The sequence below is a fragment of the Affinibrenneria salicis genome (assembly GCF_008710095.1).
Map to the genome: position 1 here is coordinate 153,267 of NZ_VYKJ01000002.1, position 15,673 is coordinate 168,939.

Annotated in this window: 19 protein-coding genes; 13 read left to right on the top strand and 6 right to left on the bottom strand. The window is 54.1% G+C overall.

Features of this window, described 5'->3' with window-relative positions; genetic code table 11:
- The first annotated feature begins 105 nt into the window (after positions 1–105).
- From FJU30_RS05600 to FJU30_RS05615, 4 genes are all read left to right on the top strand, one after another.
- Complete coding sequence (locus tag FJU30_RS05600; RefSeq protein ID WP_150434005.1) at positions 106–717, top strand: Slp family lipoprotein; 612 nt, start codon at positions 106–108, stop codon at positions 715–717.
- A gap of 204 nt (positions 718–921) precedes the next feature.
- The gene (gene fadD, locus FJU30_RS05605) at positions 922–2,622 is read left to right on the top strand and encodes a long-chain-fatty-acid--CoA ligase FadD (protein WP_150434301.1); all 1,701 of its coding nucleotides are present in this window, start codon (positions 922–924) and stop codon (positions 2,620–2,622) included.
- Positions 2,623–2,817: 195 nt separating this feature from the next.
- Positions 2,818–3,945 carry a ribonuclease D gene (gene rnd, locus FJU30_RS05610; protein WP_150434006.1) on the top strand — a complete coding sequence of 376 codons (1,128 nt, stop codon included), beginning with the start codon at positions 2,818–2,820 and terminating at the stop codon, positions 3,943–3,945.
- 68 nt (positions 3,946–4,013) lie between these two features.
- Positions 4,014–4,514: a hypothetical protein gene (locus FJU30_RS05615; protein ID WP_150434007.1), complete on the top strand. Its 501-nt coding sequence runs from the start codon at positions 4,014–4,016 to the stop codon at positions 4,512–4,514.
- 281 nt (positions 4,515–4,795) lie between these two features.
- On the opposite strand, the gene minE is transcribed toward FJU30_RS05615, so the two are convergent.
- From minE to minC, 3 genes are all read right to left on the bottom strand, one after another.
- The gene (minE, locus tag FJU30_RS05620) at positions 4,796–5,065 is read right to left on the bottom strand and encodes a cell division topological specificity factor MinE (protein ID WP_015840174.1); all 270 of its coding nucleotides are present in this window, start codon (positions 5,063–5,065) and stop codon (positions 4,796–4,798) included.
- A 3-nt stretch (positions 5,066–5,068) separates the two neighbouring features.
- Complete coding sequence (gene minD / locus FJU30_RS05625) at positions 5,069–5,881, bottom strand: septum site-determining protein MinD (protein ID WP_150434008.1); 813 nt, start codon at positions 5,879–5,881, stop codon at positions 5,069–5,071.
- A 138-nt stretch (positions 5,882–6,019) separates the two neighbouring features.
- Positions 6,020–6,715, bottom strand: a complete 696-nt coding sequence (gene minC / locus FJU30_RS05630) for a septum site-determining protein MinC (RefSeq protein ID WP_150434009.1) — start codon at positions 6,713–6,715, stop codon at positions 6,020–6,022.
- Positions 6,716–7,147: 432 nt separating this feature from the next.
- On the opposite strand from minC, the gene FJU30_RS05635 reads away from it, so the two are divergent.
- The 5 genes from FJU30_RS05635 to FJU30_RS05655 all read left to right on the top strand — a co-directional run bounded on the left by FJU30_RS05635 (position 7,148) and on the right by FJU30_RS05655 (position 10,619).
- Positions 7,148–7,420, top strand: coding sequence for a YcgL domain-containing protein (locus FJU30_RS05635; protein ID WP_150434010.1), 273 nt, complete (start codon positions 7,148–7,150; stop codon positions 7,418–7,420).
- A gap of 282 nt (positions 7,421–7,702) precedes the next feature.
- Positions 7,703–8,359, top strand: coding sequence for a fumarylacetoacetate hydrolase family protein (locus tag FJU30_RS05640; RefSeq protein WP_150434011.1), 657 nt, complete (start codon positions 7,703–7,705; stop codon positions 8,357–8,359).
- A 144-nt stretch (positions 8,360–8,503) separates the two neighbouring features.
- Positions 8,504–8,662: a YqaE/Pmp3 family membrane protein gene (locus FJU30_RS05645; RefSeq protein WP_150434012.1), complete on the top strand. Its 159-nt coding sequence runs from the start codon at positions 8,504–8,506 to the stop codon at positions 8,660–8,662.
- Positions 8,663–8,731: 69 nt separating this feature from the next.
- Positions 8,732–9,178, top strand: coding sequence for a YcgN family cysteine cluster protein (locus tag FJU30_RS05650; protein WP_150434013.1), 447 nt, complete (start codon positions 8,732–8,734; stop codon positions 9,176–9,178).
- Positions 9,179–10,232: 1,054 nt separating this feature from the next.
- Entirely contained in the window at positions 10,233–10,619 is a 387-nt protein-coding gene (locus tag FJU30_RS05655) for a hypothetical protein (protein WP_150434014.1), read from the top strand.
- 926 nt (positions 10,620–11,545) lie between these two features.
- Here the strand turns inward: FJU30_RS05655 and FJU30_RS05660 are convergent.
- The 3 genes from FJU30_RS05660 to FJU30_RS05670 form a co-directional block, all read right to left on the bottom strand.
- The gene (locus FJU30_RS05660) at positions 11,546–12,106 is read right to left on the bottom strand and encodes a nucleotidyltransferase family protein (protein ID WP_150434015.1); all 561 of its coding nucleotides are present in this window, start codon (positions 12,104–12,106) and stop codon (positions 11,546–11,548) included.
- Positions 12,107–12,281: 175 nt separating this feature from the next.
- Complete coding sequence (locus tag FJU30_RS05665) at positions 12,282–12,560, bottom strand: bacteriocin immunity protein (RefSeq protein WP_150434016.1); 279 nt, start codon at positions 12,558–12,560, stop codon at positions 12,282–12,284.
- The gene (locus FJU30_RS05670; protein ID WP_150434017.1) at positions 12,550–12,945 is read right to left on the bottom strand and encodes a hypothetical protein; all 396 of its coding nucleotides are present in this window, start codon (positions 12,943–12,945) and stop codon (positions 12,550–12,552) included. Before FJU30_RS05670 ends, FJU30_RS05665 begins: the two co-directional genes overlap by 11 nt.
- Before the next feature lie 106 nt (positions 12,946–13,051).
- On the opposite strand from FJU30_RS05670, the gene nhaA reads away from it, so the two are divergent.
- The 4 genes from nhaA to ydfZ all read left to right on the top strand — a co-directional run bounded on the left by nhaA (position 13,052) and on the right by ydfZ (position 15,618).
- Positions 13,052–14,443 carry a Na+/H+ antiporter NhaA gene (nhaA, locus tag FJU30_RS05675; protein WP_150434018.1) on the top strand — a complete coding sequence of 464 codons (1,392 nt, stop codon included), beginning with the start codon at positions 13,052–13,054 and terminating at the stop codon, positions 14,441–14,443.
- Between the two features lie 161 nt (positions 14,444–14,604).
- Positions 14,605–15,084: an OsmC family protein gene (locus FJU30_RS05680; RefSeq protein WP_150434019.1), complete on the top strand. Its 480-nt coding sequence runs from the start codon at positions 14,605–14,607 to the stop codon at positions 15,082–15,084.
- Between the two features lie 28 nt (positions 15,085–15,112).
- Complete coding sequence (locus tag FJU30_RS26755) at positions 15,113–15,253, top strand: hypothetical protein (protein WP_191091529.1); 141 nt, start codon at positions 15,113–15,115, stop codon at positions 15,251–15,253.
- A gap of 143 nt (positions 15,254–15,396) precedes the next feature.
- The gene (ydfZ, locus tag FJU30_RS05685) at positions 15,397–15,618 is read left to right on the top strand and encodes a putative selenium delivery protein YdfZ (RefSeq protein ID WP_395858506.1); all 222 of its coding nucleotides are present in this window, start codon (positions 15,397–15,399) and stop codon (positions 15,616–15,618) included.
- Positions 15,619–15,673 lie beyond the last annotated feature (55 nt).

Consider the following 15,673-nt stretch of genomic DNA (forward strand, 5'->3'; position numbering starts at 1 on the left):
AAACGGCAACTTCTCCGCCGCGCCGTAGTCTAATCAGGCAGGAAGATACAGAAGAGGTCTCTTATGTTGATGAACCGTGCGAGGACGTCGCCGAAGGCGTCCACGATGTCCGCACCGGCCGGCCGCATCGGCGCCGCGCTGATTGCGGTGGTCAGTCTGCTGTTGCTGTCGGGTTGCGTGAGCGTACCCGATGAGATTAAAGGGACGTCCGATACGCCGCAGCAGGATCTGGTGCGGGTGTTGAATGCGCCGCAGCTGTATGTCGGTCAGGAGGCGCGCTTCGGCGGGCGGGTGGTTGGCGTCAGTAATGAGGAAGGGCGCAGCCGGCTGGAGATTGTCAGCCTGCCGCTTGACGGCGGCGCCCGCCCGCTATTGGACGAGCCTTCTCCGGGCCGTCTGTACGCCTGGGTCAATGGCTTCCTCGACCCGGTCGACTTCAGCGATCGGCTGGTGACCGTCGTCGGCACGATCAGCGGCAGCGAGCCGGGTAAAATAGGCCATACGCCTTACCGTTACGTGGTGCTGCAGACTCAGGGCTATAAGCGCTGGCGCGTGGTGCAACGCGTGGTTACGCCGGATCCATACGGTCCCTGGGGCTGGGGCGGCCGCTATGGTCACGGATGGGGACCTGGCTGGGGCCCCGGTTGGGGGCCCGGCTGGCGTTTTGGCGGCGGCTGGTACGGTCCGGCGCAGATACAAACGATCGTGACAGAATAATGTATTGCTCATAAACTACTCCGCTCAGGCGACTTCGGTCGCCTGAATTTTTATTATGCACCTCGGGTAAGCGCATTGGTGACCCGGCTCTCAACCCTGACATTGTTTAAAACCGGCCCGAATGGCTGAGTTAAAATAATGTTAATCATATTGAGGGAATGGGTTATAACGATGCCAGTAAGAAAATATATCGGGAGTGATACCCTGGAAAAGATCTGGTTATCTCGCTATCCGGCGGATGTCCCGTCTGACATCGATCCTGACCGCTATGCCTCTCTCGCCGACTGGTTCGAACAGGCGGTTGCGCGTTACGCGGATCGACCCGCCTTTATCAATATGGGCGAGGTGATGACCTATCGCACGCTGGAAGCGCGCAGCCGCGCCTTCGCCGCCTGGTTGCAAAACCAGCCGCACCTGCGCAAGGGCGACCGCGTTGCGCTGATGATGCCCAATCTGCTGCAGTATCCGGTGGCGCTGTTTGGCGTACTGCGCGCCGGCATGGTGGCGGTTAACGTTAATCCGCTATACACGCCGCGTGAACTGGAGCACCAGCTCAAGGATAGCGGCGCGCGTGCGATCGTCATCGTGTCTAATTTCGCCCATACGCTGGAAAAAGTCGTCGATAACACATCGTTGCGCCATGTGATCCTGACCAGAATGGGCGATCAGCTCTCCCCGGCCAAAGGTACGCTGGTCAATTTTGTGGTGAAATACATTAAGCGGCTGGTGCCGAAGTACCATCTGCCCGGCGCGGTGTCATTTCGTAGCGTGCTGCAACAGGGTCGGCGTCTGCAGTACGTCAGGCCCGCTACCGTCAATACCGATCTGGCCTTTCTGCAATATACCGGCGGCACGACCGGCGTGGCGAAAGGGGCGATGCTGACGCATCGCAATATGCTGGCGAACCTGGCGCAGGCGCAGGCGGCCTATGGTCCGGTGATCAATGACGGCCGCGAGCTGATGGTTACCGCGCTGCCGCTGTACCATATTTTTGCGCTGATGGTGAATTGCCTGCTGTTTATCAATGTGGGCGGGCAAAATTTGTTGATCACCAATCCGCGCGATGTGTCGGGGCTGGTTAAAGAACTGGCGCGTTATCCGTTTACCGCCATCAGCGGGGTAAACACCTTGTTTAATGCTTTACTGAATAATCCGGCCTTTCATCAGCTGGATTTCTCGACGCTGCATCTGTCGGTCGGCGGCGGGATGTCGGTACAGCAGGCGGTGGCGGAGCGCTGGGAAAAGCTGACCGGCCGCCACCTGCTGGAGGGCTACGGTTTGACCGAATGTTCGCCGCTGGTGTCGGGCAATCCCTACGATCTGACGCGTTATAACGGCAGCATCGGCCTGCCGGTGCCCTCGACCGATATCCGTCTGGTGGATGATAACGGATGCGACGTGCCGCCCGGCGCGTCCGGCGAAATGTGGATTCGCGGGCCGCAGGTTATGAGCGGCTACTGGCAACAGCCGACGGCTACGGCGGAGGTGATGAAAGACGGCTGGCTGGCTACCGGTGACATTGTCACGATTGATGCGCAGGGATTCCTGCGTATCATTGATCGCAAGAAAGATATGATCCTGGTATCCGGCTTCAATGTTTATCCCAGCGAAATCGAGGATGTGGTCACCCGGCATCCAAAGGTCTCCGAAGCGGCGGCGATTGGCGTGCCCAGCGAGGTCTCCGGCGAGGCGGTTAAGGTTTTCGTGGTCCGGCGCGACGACAGCCTGACCCCGGACGAGCTGGTTACTCATTGTCGCCGGCACTTAACCGGCTACAAGGTGCCGCGTCAGTTTGAGTTCCGCGACGAGCTGCCTAAATCCAACGTCGGCAAGATTTTGCGGCGCGAGCTGCGCGACGCGCACAGCACGACGGCGGCGGACGTCGCCGTGCGGCGCAGCGCCTGAACCGCGGCGGGAAATAAAGTCCTGCGGCGGCGCGCCTCGCAGGTTACTATAGCCAGCGGCATTCGGACGACGGCATGACAGCCCGCAAAGGCGTCTCCGCCCGCCTTGCCTTGCGCGCGGCCGGAGCGATTTAGCGCCTGGGCGGGCGGCGCGTCCTGCGGGACCATAAATTTTTTATAATCAGGAAATGATGTTTTGAACTATCAGTTGATTACTAGCGATGCCGGCCTGAAGCAGGTTTGCCACCAGGCGCGTGAGTCGCGCAATATTGCGCTGGACACCGAATTTGTCAGGACACGGACTTACTACCCCCGACTGGGATTGATTCAACTGTATGATGGTGAGCGGTTGTCGTTAATTGACCCTTTACAGATTCAGCAATGGCAGCCGATGCGTGAGCTGCTGCAGGATGAGCAGGTGGTCAAGTTCCTGCATGCCAGCAGCGAAGATCTGGAGGTGTTCCTCAATGCGTTTGATCAACTGCCGGTTTCGTTTATCGATACCCAGGTGGTCGCGGCGTTTCTCGGTCGTCCGCTATCCTGGGGATTCGCCGCGCTGGTGGCCGAATACAGTGGTATCGAACTGGATAAAAGCGAGTCCCGCACGGACTGGCTGGCCCGCCCGCTCAGCGAGCGGCAGTGCGAATATGCGGCGGCCGACGTCTATTATCTGTTGCCGATCGCGCTGCGGCTGATGGAAGAGATCCGCGCCGCCGGTTGGCTGGATGCGGCGCGCGACGAATGCCTCGCGCTCTGCCAGCGCAGGCGCGAGGTGCCGGCGCCGGAGAGCGCATACCGCGATATCGGCAATGCGTGGCAACTGCGCGGTCGGCAGTTGGCCTGTCTGCAGAAACTGGCCGAGTGGCGTTTGCGTAAAGCCCGGGAGCGCGACAGCGCGGTAAACTTTATCGTGCGCGAAGAACATTTGTGGCAGGTCGCACGTTATTTGCCGGGATCGCTGGGTGAACTGGATTCGCTTGGACTGAGCGGGCCGGAAATTCGTTACCATGGCAAAACGCTGCTGGCGCTGGTGGCCGAAACGCGCGATATGGACGAGAGCCGCTATCCGGCGCCGGTGATTAACCTGATTGATTATCCGGGCTATAAGAAAGCCTTTAAGGACGTTAAGGCGCTGGTGCAGCAGACCAGCGAACGCAGCGGTTTGTCAGCCGAGCTGCTGGCATCGCGGCGCCAGATTAACCGGCTGCTGAACTGGCACTGGCATCTTGGCGCGCAGGATAAGGAAACGCCGCCCGATATGCTGAGTGGATGGCGCAATACGCTGTTCAGTAATGCATTGAGCGAACTGCTGCAGCAGTATTAAAAACGGTTCGGCGGCTGGCCGTCGGGCAATCGACGCTAATGTATATCGTCGATGTCAGGGAGAAGGCGATGACTTCATCTTTAGCCGGCGCCTTGACGACGGCGTTGGCGCTGTACTCAGGCGTCTGCGCCGCCGGGGCTGGCGCCGTTGAACCGGCGGATCCTGTCTCGTTTGCCGCGGCCACGGCCGGCTTTAGCCAGTGCCGGCTGGGCGATCTGTATATCGACGAGTACAGCGGCGCTACGCGCAATGCCTGGCTGCGCTCGCAGGAAGATAAACGCTGCGACCAGGACGACCAACTGGCCAGCTATTGCATTAATGAACGCTTTCACGACCTCGCCGTTAGCAGGCTGGCGGTGCCTAAAACCACGCTGCCGGTATTCGCGCTGTATTTTACTGCCGATTTGGCGACGGCGCGCGCCGCGCTGAGCCGGGCTCTCGGCAGCGAGTTTCGGCCATCGACGGCGGTAGCGCAGGGCAGTCGACCGGAACTGCTGGCGGATCCCGAGGATTCGCGCCGCTCAGTGCTGTGTGCACCCGGCAGCAGTAAAAAACGCTGGCGCAAATAAGGCGATCGACATACCTTTTTTACGGCGCCGGTTTTTCGCCATTACTGCACGAAGATAATCAGGTGATATCGGCGACGCGCCATTGCCGGTATATATTTGCTCAGAGTGACGCCGAATATCCGACTGCTAAATAAAACGAATCAGCCATCGGACGATTAGTCTGCGTTTTGTCGGGAATAAAGCCTGAACGGAGCAAAGGGAATAAGCGCAGGGGAAAGATAAAGGCTGGATATAAATACAGCTCTCCCTGCATTGCGCAGGGAGAGATTATGATTTTGGGATCATTTAGGTGTTTCTTCCGCCTCCGGCAAAGTGACATTCAGTTCGAGCACTGAAATATCATCTCCCTTTTGTTCCAGCTGCACGGTCACCATTTCCGGATCTATCTGTACATATTTACAGATGACCTCCAGAATATCGCGTTTTAACTGCGGTAAATAATGGGGTTCACTATCACCACGACGTCGCTCCGCGACAATAATTTGCAGCCGTTCCTTGGCAATATTGGCTGTCGTTTTTTTGCGGGACAGAAAGAAGTCGAGTAATGCCATAATTTATCCCCCAAAAAGGCGTTTAAGGAAGCCTTTCTTCTCTTCTTCAACGAAGCGGAAAGGACGATCTTCCCCTAACAGGCGTTCTACGGTATCCGAATAGGCTTTACCTGCATCGGACTCATGATCGAGGATGACGGGTTCACCCTGGTTGGATGCCCGCAGTACGGATTGATCTTCCGGAATGACGCCGACCAGCGGAATGCGCAGGATTTCCAGCACGTCTTCCATGCTCAGCATATCGCCGCGGCTGACGCGGCCCGGGTTGTAGCGGGTGAGCAACAAATGTTCCTTAATCGGCTCTTCGGAACGCTCGGCCCGGCGCGATTTGGACGACAGGATGCCGAGAATGCGGTCGGAGTCACGCACCGAAGAGACTTCCGGGTTGGTGGTGATAACGGCTTCGTCGGCGAAATAGAGCGCCATCAGCGCCCCGGTTTCAATGCCGGCCGGCGAGTCGCAAACAATGAAATCAAAGCTCATTGCGGCTAAATCATCCAGCACTTTCTCCACGCCTTCGCGTGTCAGGGCATCTTTGTCGCGGGTCTGCGAGGCAGGCAGAATATACAAATTCTCAGTGCGCTTATCTTTGATTAACGCCTGATTTAAGGTGGCGTCGCCCTGAATCACATTGACGAAATCGTACACGACGCGGCGTTCACAGCCCATGATCAGATCAAGGTTACGCAGACCGATATCGAAATCGATGACAACGGTTTTTTTTCCTTTCTGGGCTAAACCGGTAGCAATGGCCGCGCTCGAAGTAGTCTTGCCAACGCCCCCTTTACCCGATGTAACAACAATAATGCGTGCCATAAGTGATTCCTTGTCGAAAGGGCTTATATACCCCTTAATCTTTCATGTCGCAGGCGCACCGGCTTCTCTCCCGCCCGGGCGCTTAGCTGACTAAGCCGCCGGGATTCGTTCGTTCGCCGTCTTCCTGCCTCCTGAAATCTATTGGGTATAGTCTAAAGATTGAATGTTTAAGGTATTATCCAACAGGTTCAGACGCGCTGCCTGTCCGAAAAACGCAGGCGGTATCTGATCGCTGAGCCAATATCTCCCGGCAATGGAAACCAATTCTGCCGCCAGATGGGTACAGAAGATCTGGCAGCTAGCGTCTCCGGATACGCCGGCTAAGGCCCGGCCACGCATCATGCCGTAAATATGAATATTGCCGTCGGCAATCACTTCCGCGCCGGCACTGACCTGACTGGTAATAATCAGATCGCAATTGCGGGCGTAAATTTGCTGGCCGGAGCGCACCGGCGCGCTAACGACCCGGGTTTTGCTCACCACGGGCGCGGCCGGTACCGGCTCTGCGGCGCGGCGCGGCGGCAACTCCTTGCCTTCGCTTAGCAGAGGCAGACCGGCGTCGGCGATCGCCTGCCGCAGCCGTTCGTCCTTGCATCCGCTGACACCGACAACGTGCAGCCCGGCGGAGGAGATGGCCTGCTGCACCGGCAGCCAGTCGAGAGCCGTATCCACGGCGCTGACGTTAATGACCACCGGGGCATTTTTCAGAAATGCGGGGGCTTGTTCCACCTTTTCCTGCAGTGCCTGGTAAATTACCTCGGGCTGTGCATCATGCACATGGACAACCGACAAGGTAAAGCTGCTGCCTTTTAGCTCAATTGGCGTTTGTGACATCTATTCTGACCCAGTCTCTGCATCTTTTTATACCCGTCATACTTCAGGTTGCAGCTGCGTCGGCGTCGCTCAGGCGGCAGGCCCCTTTTGGGGCCTCTGTCCGGCGGAGCCGACGCCAGCGGCGTGCAAATCCGCACCTGGCGGACTTGTCACCCGAACCACTTACTGGTGTAAGCGCATCGGGATGAACGAGCCTCATCCTGAAGCTCCCCTTCGGGCAGCGCCTGCCGCGTAACGCGGCGCATAAAGGGCCAACGCCCGGCGTTGTTCAAAACGATAACGTTTTGCCCTGCAACTCGAATTATTTAGGTTATAGCCATCTTTTATCTCCGCAATAGACGCCTGAGCAGAATATTCCGGAGCGCTGCAAGCATGTTATAGTCACAATTATATACAGGCAAGACGGCATTCCCATTAAATAGAGTAAAAAAAATGTTTTGTGTGATCTATCGGAGTACTAAACGCGACCAGACATATCTTTATGTCGAAAAAAAAGACGATTTCTCCCGCGTGCCGCCAGAACTGATGAAAAGTTTCGGCACGCCCCGTTTAGCGATGCTATTACCGCTGGACGGCAGTAAAAAACTTGCTTCGGCGGATATAGAAAAAGTAAAACAATCCCTGCGCGAGCAGGGGTTTTATCTACAGGTTCCGCCGCCGCTGGAAAGTTTATTAACGCAGCATCAGAAAAATGAAAAAAGATAATACAGCGACCATTTTCAGATAATGCCTGGCGCGCAGTACCCTGGCTAAAGGCATTTTCGTTGCTGATCGACGGCGGCAGGTTTATCCCATGAGATGCGTATTGCGTGCGTTTTGACGGGCGGACGGATAATCGCAGGCGCGTACCGCGCGGCGGCACAAATCTTTTGGTATCTGCGGCTATCGTTATTACTGTTTTCCCGGCGATGGCGGTATGATGGCTCGGCGACAGGCAGTGAAGACATACAACAATGGCTCGTAATGACATGGGGCAGGAGAATATTCATGTATCAACATAGAGACTGGCAGGGCGCTCTGCTCGACTTTCCGGTGAATAAAGTTGTATGTGTTGGCAGCAATTATGCGGCACATATTCAGGAGATGGGTAGCGCAACGCCTGTTGAACCGGTGTTGTTCATCAAACCGGAAACGGCATTGTGCGATCTGCGCCAGCCGGTGGCTATTCCAAAGAATCTGGGGTCGGTGCACCATGAAGTGGAACTGGCCGTGCTGATCGGTACGCCGCTCAAACAGGCGAACGAGGAGCGCGTCGCCCGGGCCATCGCCGGTTATGGCGTGGCGCTGGATCTCACGTTGCGCGATTTGCAGGCGACGCTGAAAAAAGCCGGGCAGCCGTGGGAACGGGCTAAAGGTTTCGACGGATCCTGCCCGATTTCCGGCTTTATTCCCGTCGCCGAATTCGGCGATCCGCAGCAGACGGATCTGGGCGTTAAGGTGAATGATGAAGTGCGTCAGCAGGGCAACACGCGCGATATGATCACGCCGATCCTGCCGCTGATTGCCTATATGAGCCGCTTTTTCACGCTGCGCGCGGGCGACATTATTCTGACCGGCACGCCGCAGGGCGTCGGCCCGATCCAATCCGGCGATATGCTGAAGATTACGCTGAACGATAAGACGCTGAATACCCGTATCATTTAATTTCTGTCCGCCACCCGTCGCGGCGGGTGGTTGCTGTCGATGTTCGTCCGCCGCGCCGTTTCCTTCTTAACTTACCGCTTCGTTTGTCAGATCGGCCATGCTGAACTAAGTTGATAACTCACGTTGCAGGAGAGGAGTTGCGATATGGGATTCTGGCGTATTGTCTTTACTATTATTGTGCCGCCGTTCGGCGTTTTACTGGGCAAAGGTCTGGGGTGGGCATTCGTGCTGAACATTATTTTAACCCTGCTGGGCTATTTCCCGGGCCTTATTCACGCCTTTTGGGTGCAGACAAAAGATTAACTGAGGCTTGCCTGCGCCGGGCAAACCCGTTATACAGTGCACCCCCTTTGATTAAAACCGGATATGACCATGAATCAGGCGCCTTTTTGGCAGCGAAAAACACTGGATGAAATGACCGATAACGAGTGGGAATCACTGTGTGATGGTTGCGGCCAGTGCTGCCTGAATAAGTTGATCGACGCAGATACCGATGAACTCTATTTTACCAATGTGGCCTGCAACCAGCTAAACATCAAAAGCTGTCAGTGCCGTAACTACGCGCGCCGGTTCGAGTTTGAACCTGACTGTATCAAACTGACGCGCGAGAATTTGTTGAGCTTTGACTGGCTGCCGCCAACCTGCTCTTATCGTCTGATCCATGAGGGCAAAGGGTTGCCGCACTGGCACCCGATGCTGACCGGATCGAAGGCGGCGATGCACGGGGAACGTATCTCGGTGCGTCACATCGCCGTGCGCGAAAGCGAAGTGGTGGACTGGCAGGATCACATTTTAAATAAGCCGGACTGGGCGCGCTGATAGTTGAAAATAAAAATTTTTTTAATTCTGATTTAAAACGTGGGGCATGAGTGGGGCATTACTGGAAAAATTAGCATTTAAGATGCTCAGTTGGTCGACATTGCTGTCAGTGATCCATTTTCCATAAACGCTGTAGACCATCTGTACTGATGTATGGCCCATTTGCGCGGCAATAAAGTCAGGTTTTACTCCGACGCTTAACGTCCGGCATGAGAAGGTATGTCTTGATTCGTAAGTTCTTCGGGGGCGTGTGCGCGCAGCAGTCATGGGGCGTTCAGCGCAGATCGCCGCAACAGCCGCAACAACGGCATCCGTGGCTGGCATCGCGACGGCAACTGCGGTTGGCACGGCTTCTGCAGCGACGATGACGGCCTGGCTGCGCGGGTTGCGTACATCGGTTCATTGGGTGCGGCGGCGGTTGTCGGGGGCAGCGTTGCTTGCCGGGCCAGGTTTGATATCGGCTCTTTCCGGAAAGAGGAAGAACGGCGGCCCCGCGCTTGCTGGTGGCCTATGTCAGGTCGGCTGGGGATTTATAAATCCAGCGCGGGTAAGCAGTCTATGATTCCGGGCGATAACGGAAGCGTTATCCGCGACCAAAACCTCGGGACGGCTAAATAGCTTCGCATAATAGCGCTACACCTACCCTGCAGGTTGAGTGACAACGATATTATGATTAAATCATAATCAACTGTTTTTAATGATTATTTAAATGCTCTTATCATCAGTTACGCGCTGTGGCATGGTCAAAAGTGAAGCATTAATGCGCGAAGCTATTTAGTGTCAGTCGTGGCCTGAGCGTAACGCACAATGTGTACAATTATGCGAGTGATGCGCAGGTGTAAAACACATCAAGTCAAATAGCCGTGAGTTGCTTGTCTAAACATTCATCACGGACGTTGACAGTGGAGGCTCAATGTCGACTCAGCTTCAGCCAACTTTTGGGTTGTCCAGTCACGCCAATGGAGACGACAAATTACTAACGTTATCGATTTTTTATTGCCGCAAAAAAACAAGATGATAGGATTAATCTTAGTTTACCAATGGGGATAGGAAATTGAAAAAGATAGCGGTTATCAGTATGTTAATGGTGTCATCTGTGCTTGCTGGCTGTGCCTCGTCTGGAAATAAAGCGATCGGCAACGAAACTGAGACCAGTGTACAAAATAAAATAACGCAGGGGGTCACTGACAAAGCATCAGTCAAGGCGGCCTTCGGTTCTCCCGACTCAGTAAATTACACTGACGGAGGGAAGGAGATTTGGAAGTATGTTTTTGCTAAGGCCAATGTCGATGGCAAGAATTTTATTCCCTTTTACGGCCTTTTCCACAACAGCGTGCATGTGAATAAAAAGGAACTGACGATTCTTTTCAATGGGGACATTGTTGAGAAATATAACATGTCTGAATCGTACTCACAGACCAAAAGTGGACTTGCTGACTAGCAGTCCTTGTAACAAAAAAGCCCACAATAGTGGGCTTTTTTGTTACGGGGTGGTTGGTGTCCTGATTTTAATATTCGACATATTCATTGCCTTCTCGACAACTTTTCATTTGTTCCGGATCCTGGGCGGTGTAACGGTAGTGAATCTGGAAAGTACGAAGACAATGTTAATAGTAATATCGGGGAAATCTTGCCTTTCCCGCTCTATGTTTACGTACGGCTTCTGTTTGATGACAACATCGGCATGCCATAAACCGTATCACTTATACTCGTCATACTTCAGGTTGCAGGTGCGTTGGCTGCGTTCGCTCACCCGAATCACTGACTTGAGTCAGTTCATCAGAATTCGCGGCCTTACCGCCTTCCCGCACGCGCATTATTTAGAGTATAAAGGTGAGTATCTTGTCAAAATAACGCGTTTAAGTCATCATCTACCATTGTCTCAGCGGTGATTAAATAAACAGTTCTGGAGGTGTGTAGATGAATCGTGAATTAAAATAATTAGAAAAAAATACAAAAAATAAAAGCTAAATGAAGTTGGCACGCAAAAAATAACTGCTGAGCTAAAATCGGGTAATATAGATTTTGAATTATTAACAGCGTATTTGAAAAGTATTTTCTCGGAAAGTTCAGTAAATTTAATGAGTTAACCGATAAGGTTTAAATCCCGGCAGGGGAGTAAATTCGGCTGATTTTTATTGTCTGAATAGTATCTGTTGTTGATGAGAAGAGTAAATGATTGTGTGGTTTTTTTTACGCTGATAACCTTTGAACTGTATTCGCTCAGACTCGATCCGACACTTTTGTGGCTCAGGGTTATACTTAATCTGACGGACAGCTTTGTGCCAGATGCGAACGTTAATAACATTATCACTCATTGATAGGTCAGGTCGTGAAAAATGATAGTTTAAAATTTTCTGACTCTGATTATGAGGGAACGTCAAGCTGCAACATGGGATAACGTTCCATCCATCGTTTTGTAGTGATACGTTGCTTAAATACATCAAACTTTTCATACTCAAATGTGGGAGTCGGTCGTAGACGCAGTTCAAACAGATCATCGAGTCCATAGGGCGCGTTAATATCAATAAGATCTTTATCTCCCAATCTGGCTGCGACAGCCGTAGCGGTTTCAGGCCAGTATAGCAGGGCGTTTTCTGTTGAGAGATAAGGCGCATTACCGTTACGTTGATGCATTCGGGCTTGATTTTTCACCGACCAGTTGAACGTAGAAAGTTGCTGGCTAAGACTATCTTCCAGATAGCTATCGTGAGCTGGATTACAATGTTCCGGGTTGAACCAGATAACATCCACATCACCAGAGACAGGCCTTTGCCCATACCCATGTAAATGATCCCATACCGCATCTCGCACAAACCCAGCACCGATCCATCCATCGCTGAGGTTTAATGCCCGAACTGCGTAAAGTGCCTTCATCCTTATAGGGTCATCCAGCAATAATTTCTGCAATACATCCTGATACTTCATAATTTTCCCCGGTAGAAAAAATTGTCACCAATGTTCGTATCTGCACCTGATAGTAGAAATCTTATCAGCATCCCGGCTGCCTGTATGGTCTGCTTATTGCAGACTGTCAGTCTTGATCGTGTCTTACCACTGAGCCCCCAGGTCTGAGCTAATATCTTTAATCAGCCTGCAATGATCATTTTGAGCCTTTGAATAATGGCAGTCCTTGCTGTTTTCTCCACCGTTTTAATTCATCGATTATGCCTTCAGGTGAATCGCTCCTGTCATCGGGAGGGTTAAAAATAAGACCATTTCCTTCCGGGTGGTTAATTATGTTGTCAAAATGAGATGTTAATTTTTCAATGTGTTTTTTACGCGCGTTTCCTTTTATGTTGTTCGGGTTTTCGAAAAAATTATTCAAAAAATCCACAAACTCACGCTCTGTATAATCCTCAAGGTTTGTCTTAAGTTTCATGCTGGATCCACTCTCGCATATGCCGGCTTATATGGTGGCTGTGTGTATTAGCGTTCGGGTTATCTATGCCATAAACTGGTCCTTCATGTTGTATATTATCGACAGGGTGGAGCTCAACGGTTTTTTGCAAAATTTGATCTGGAAGGATAGGGTATGGCGCGCTGCCTGCCTTAAGTGAAATTTGATCTTGCCCGGCAATGGTGGACACAGCCTTAAGCACGGTATCTTGCTTCATACTGCTTCTTTTTCGTACCGGGTTCGTGGTATCGAGCGGCGTTAAGGCGCGCGACGATAACGAACGAGCTGCTGTCGGCCCTGATGGGCCATCGCCAGCGGCGTTTCCGTTCGCCGTTGGCGGAATGGCATGCCGAATCACTTTAGACATCGTTTAATCCTGTGTATAAAATGCAAACCGGGTGTCAGCTGTATGTCGCAGTGAGACAGGTTAAATACAGGCGATGGTCGGGCCGCCTCGCGGAGTTTCGTTAACGATGAACCAATCCCCGAACCGTCAGCCCCTGGTCCGGCGCCTGACCGCACGCGCCGTCACTACCCTCGCGCGCTTTCTCCATATCGAAGCCGTTAGCGGCGCCGTGCTGCTGATCGCCGCCGCCGCGGCCTTTATCTGGGCTAATTCGCCTTTCGCCGCCGGCTATCACGCGCTGTGGCATACGACTCTCTCGTTTGGCTCTGGCGCGTGGAACTTCTCCCATCCGTTGCATTTCTGGATCAACGATGTCCTGATGACCATTTTTTTTCTTGTCGCCGGCATGGAGATTCGCCGGGAGATTCATGAAGGCGCGCTGAGCGAATTCCGTCAGGCGCTATTGCCGCTGGCCGCCGCCGCCGGCGGGGTTATCGCGCCGGCCGTTATTTACTTTGGATTGAATAGCGATCCGCTGCGTTATCACGGCTGGGCTGTGCCCACGGCTACCGATATCGCCTTCGCCGTGGGCGTGCTGGCGCTGCTCGGCCGCGCGATCCCGGCCAATGTGCGGGTATTCCTGCTGGCGCTGGCGATTATCGACGATATTATCGCCGTGTTGATTATCGCTTTTTTTTATTCCTCCGGGCTGGACTATCGCGGCGTTCTTATCGTCGGCGTGGGGATCCTGTTGGTGCTGGGACTCCGCATGGCCGGCAGCGGCTCTGCGTATGCCTATGTTATTCCCGGCGCGCTGGTCTGGTCGGGTTTACTGATCACCGGCGTGCATCCCACTCTGGCCGGCGTGCTCCTCGGACTGATGACGCCGGTGACATCCGCTCAGCAAAACGGGCTGAGCGGACGTCTGCGGGAGGTTGTCCGCCGTATTGCCCGGAAGCTCTCCGGCGAGGCGCCGAGCGTGAAAGCGGATGCCAGCCGCCTCGCAGACCCGGTCAGTCAATTGCGCCTGGCGCAGCGGGAACGTCTGCCGCCGGTGGTGCGCGTACAGATGGCGCTTCATCCCTGGGTCGCTTATGCCATTATGCCGTTGTTCGCGCTGGCCAATGCCGGCGTGAGCGTCGCGGGCGTCGATCTGTCCGGGGACGCCGCCTGGCGGGTTATGTCCGGCGTTGCGCTGGCGCTAATGCTCGGCAAACCTATCGGGGTAATCGGTGTCAGCTGGATTATGGTTAAACTGGGCTGGTGTCGCTTGCCTGGGGGCCTGTCGTGGGACGGAATCGTGTTGATTGGGCTGTTGGCCGGCATCGGCTTCACCATGTCCATCTTTATCGCCATGCTGGCGTTTGCCGACGACAGTCTGTTGGCGGCGGCGAAGCTGGGAGTCTTGCTGGGATCGCTCGGGGCCTCGCTCCTTGGTCTGCTGTGGGCCGCCGTGTATATCCGGCGACTGAAGGCGCAGGCTGGCGGCCTCGGGACGGCAGCCCATCTACAGGAGTAGCGTGATTACGCTTGATACCGCGCGATGGCGTCTGCATGGGCGTTGTTCCAGTGCGGTCCGGCGCGGTGCCTCGCCGACCGCGTTTCAGGCGTGAATCAGATATGCATCAGCACTGCCTTGTAAGGTACACAACGATTTAATCACAATGCGGGACATAACCGATGACGGACAAAAAACATACTTACCGGGTGACCGTGCGCTGGACTGGCAATGAAGGCTGCGGCACCGCAAGTTACCGCAGCTATAGCCGTAATCATGAAATTCACGCGCCGGGCAAGGCGGCGATTTCCGCGTCCTCTGACCCGGCGTTTCGCGGCGACGCCACGCGCTGGAATCCGGAGGATATGTTGGTGGCATCGCTCGCGGCCTGCCATAAGCTATGGTATCTGGGGCTCTGCGCCGCCGCGGGCGTAACGGTGGTGGCGTATGAAGATGATGCGAGCGGCGTCATGGTTGAGGTGCAGGGCGGCGCCGGTCAGTTCGAATCGGTTATCCTGCGGCCTAAAGTGATTATTAGCGCCGATTCAGATCCAGACCTGGCGAAAACGCTGCACCATAAAGCCCATGAAATGTGTTTTATTGCCCGTTCAGTTAATTTTAGCGTTGAGCATCAGCCGGATATTTCGCGGGAAAGCGATTGACTATTGCGTCAGGCGGCGTCGACGCTCGATGGTTGGCGTGGTTGGCGTGGTTGGCGTGGTTGGCGTGGTTGGCGTGGTTGGCGTGGTTGGCGTGGTTGGCGTGGTTGGCGTGGTTGGCGTGGTTGGCGTGGTTGGCGTGGTTGGCGTGGTTGGCGTTTTATTCTTTTAATTTTATTTTTTGTAGCATGACTCGCCATTTTATTCATGTTATATGCTATAAGCGCGCCGGGAAAATATGTGGTTGAACGATTAACGGCTGAGGAGTAGTCTTTTCCGTAGTTATTGTTTTAGTTAACAAGCAGGAGGACAAAAATGATAACTACTTATGACCGATACAGAAACCCGATTGTTCCCGGCATCCGCGTGATGGACAGCGAAACCGGTCTGACCGGCACTATCGCCGCGATTCATGCCGATAATCTGGATGCCAATGCGGCTCGCCGTGTTAAATGCATTGAGCTGCGCGGCGTGAAGGGGTTATTCAAACCTGAAACGCTGATGGGGCTGGGAACGCCGCGGCAACTTGCGTCATAACGATCCACGTTTTGCCTGACGCAGCTATCGACAGGCAAAGCGGTATTTTGCAGCA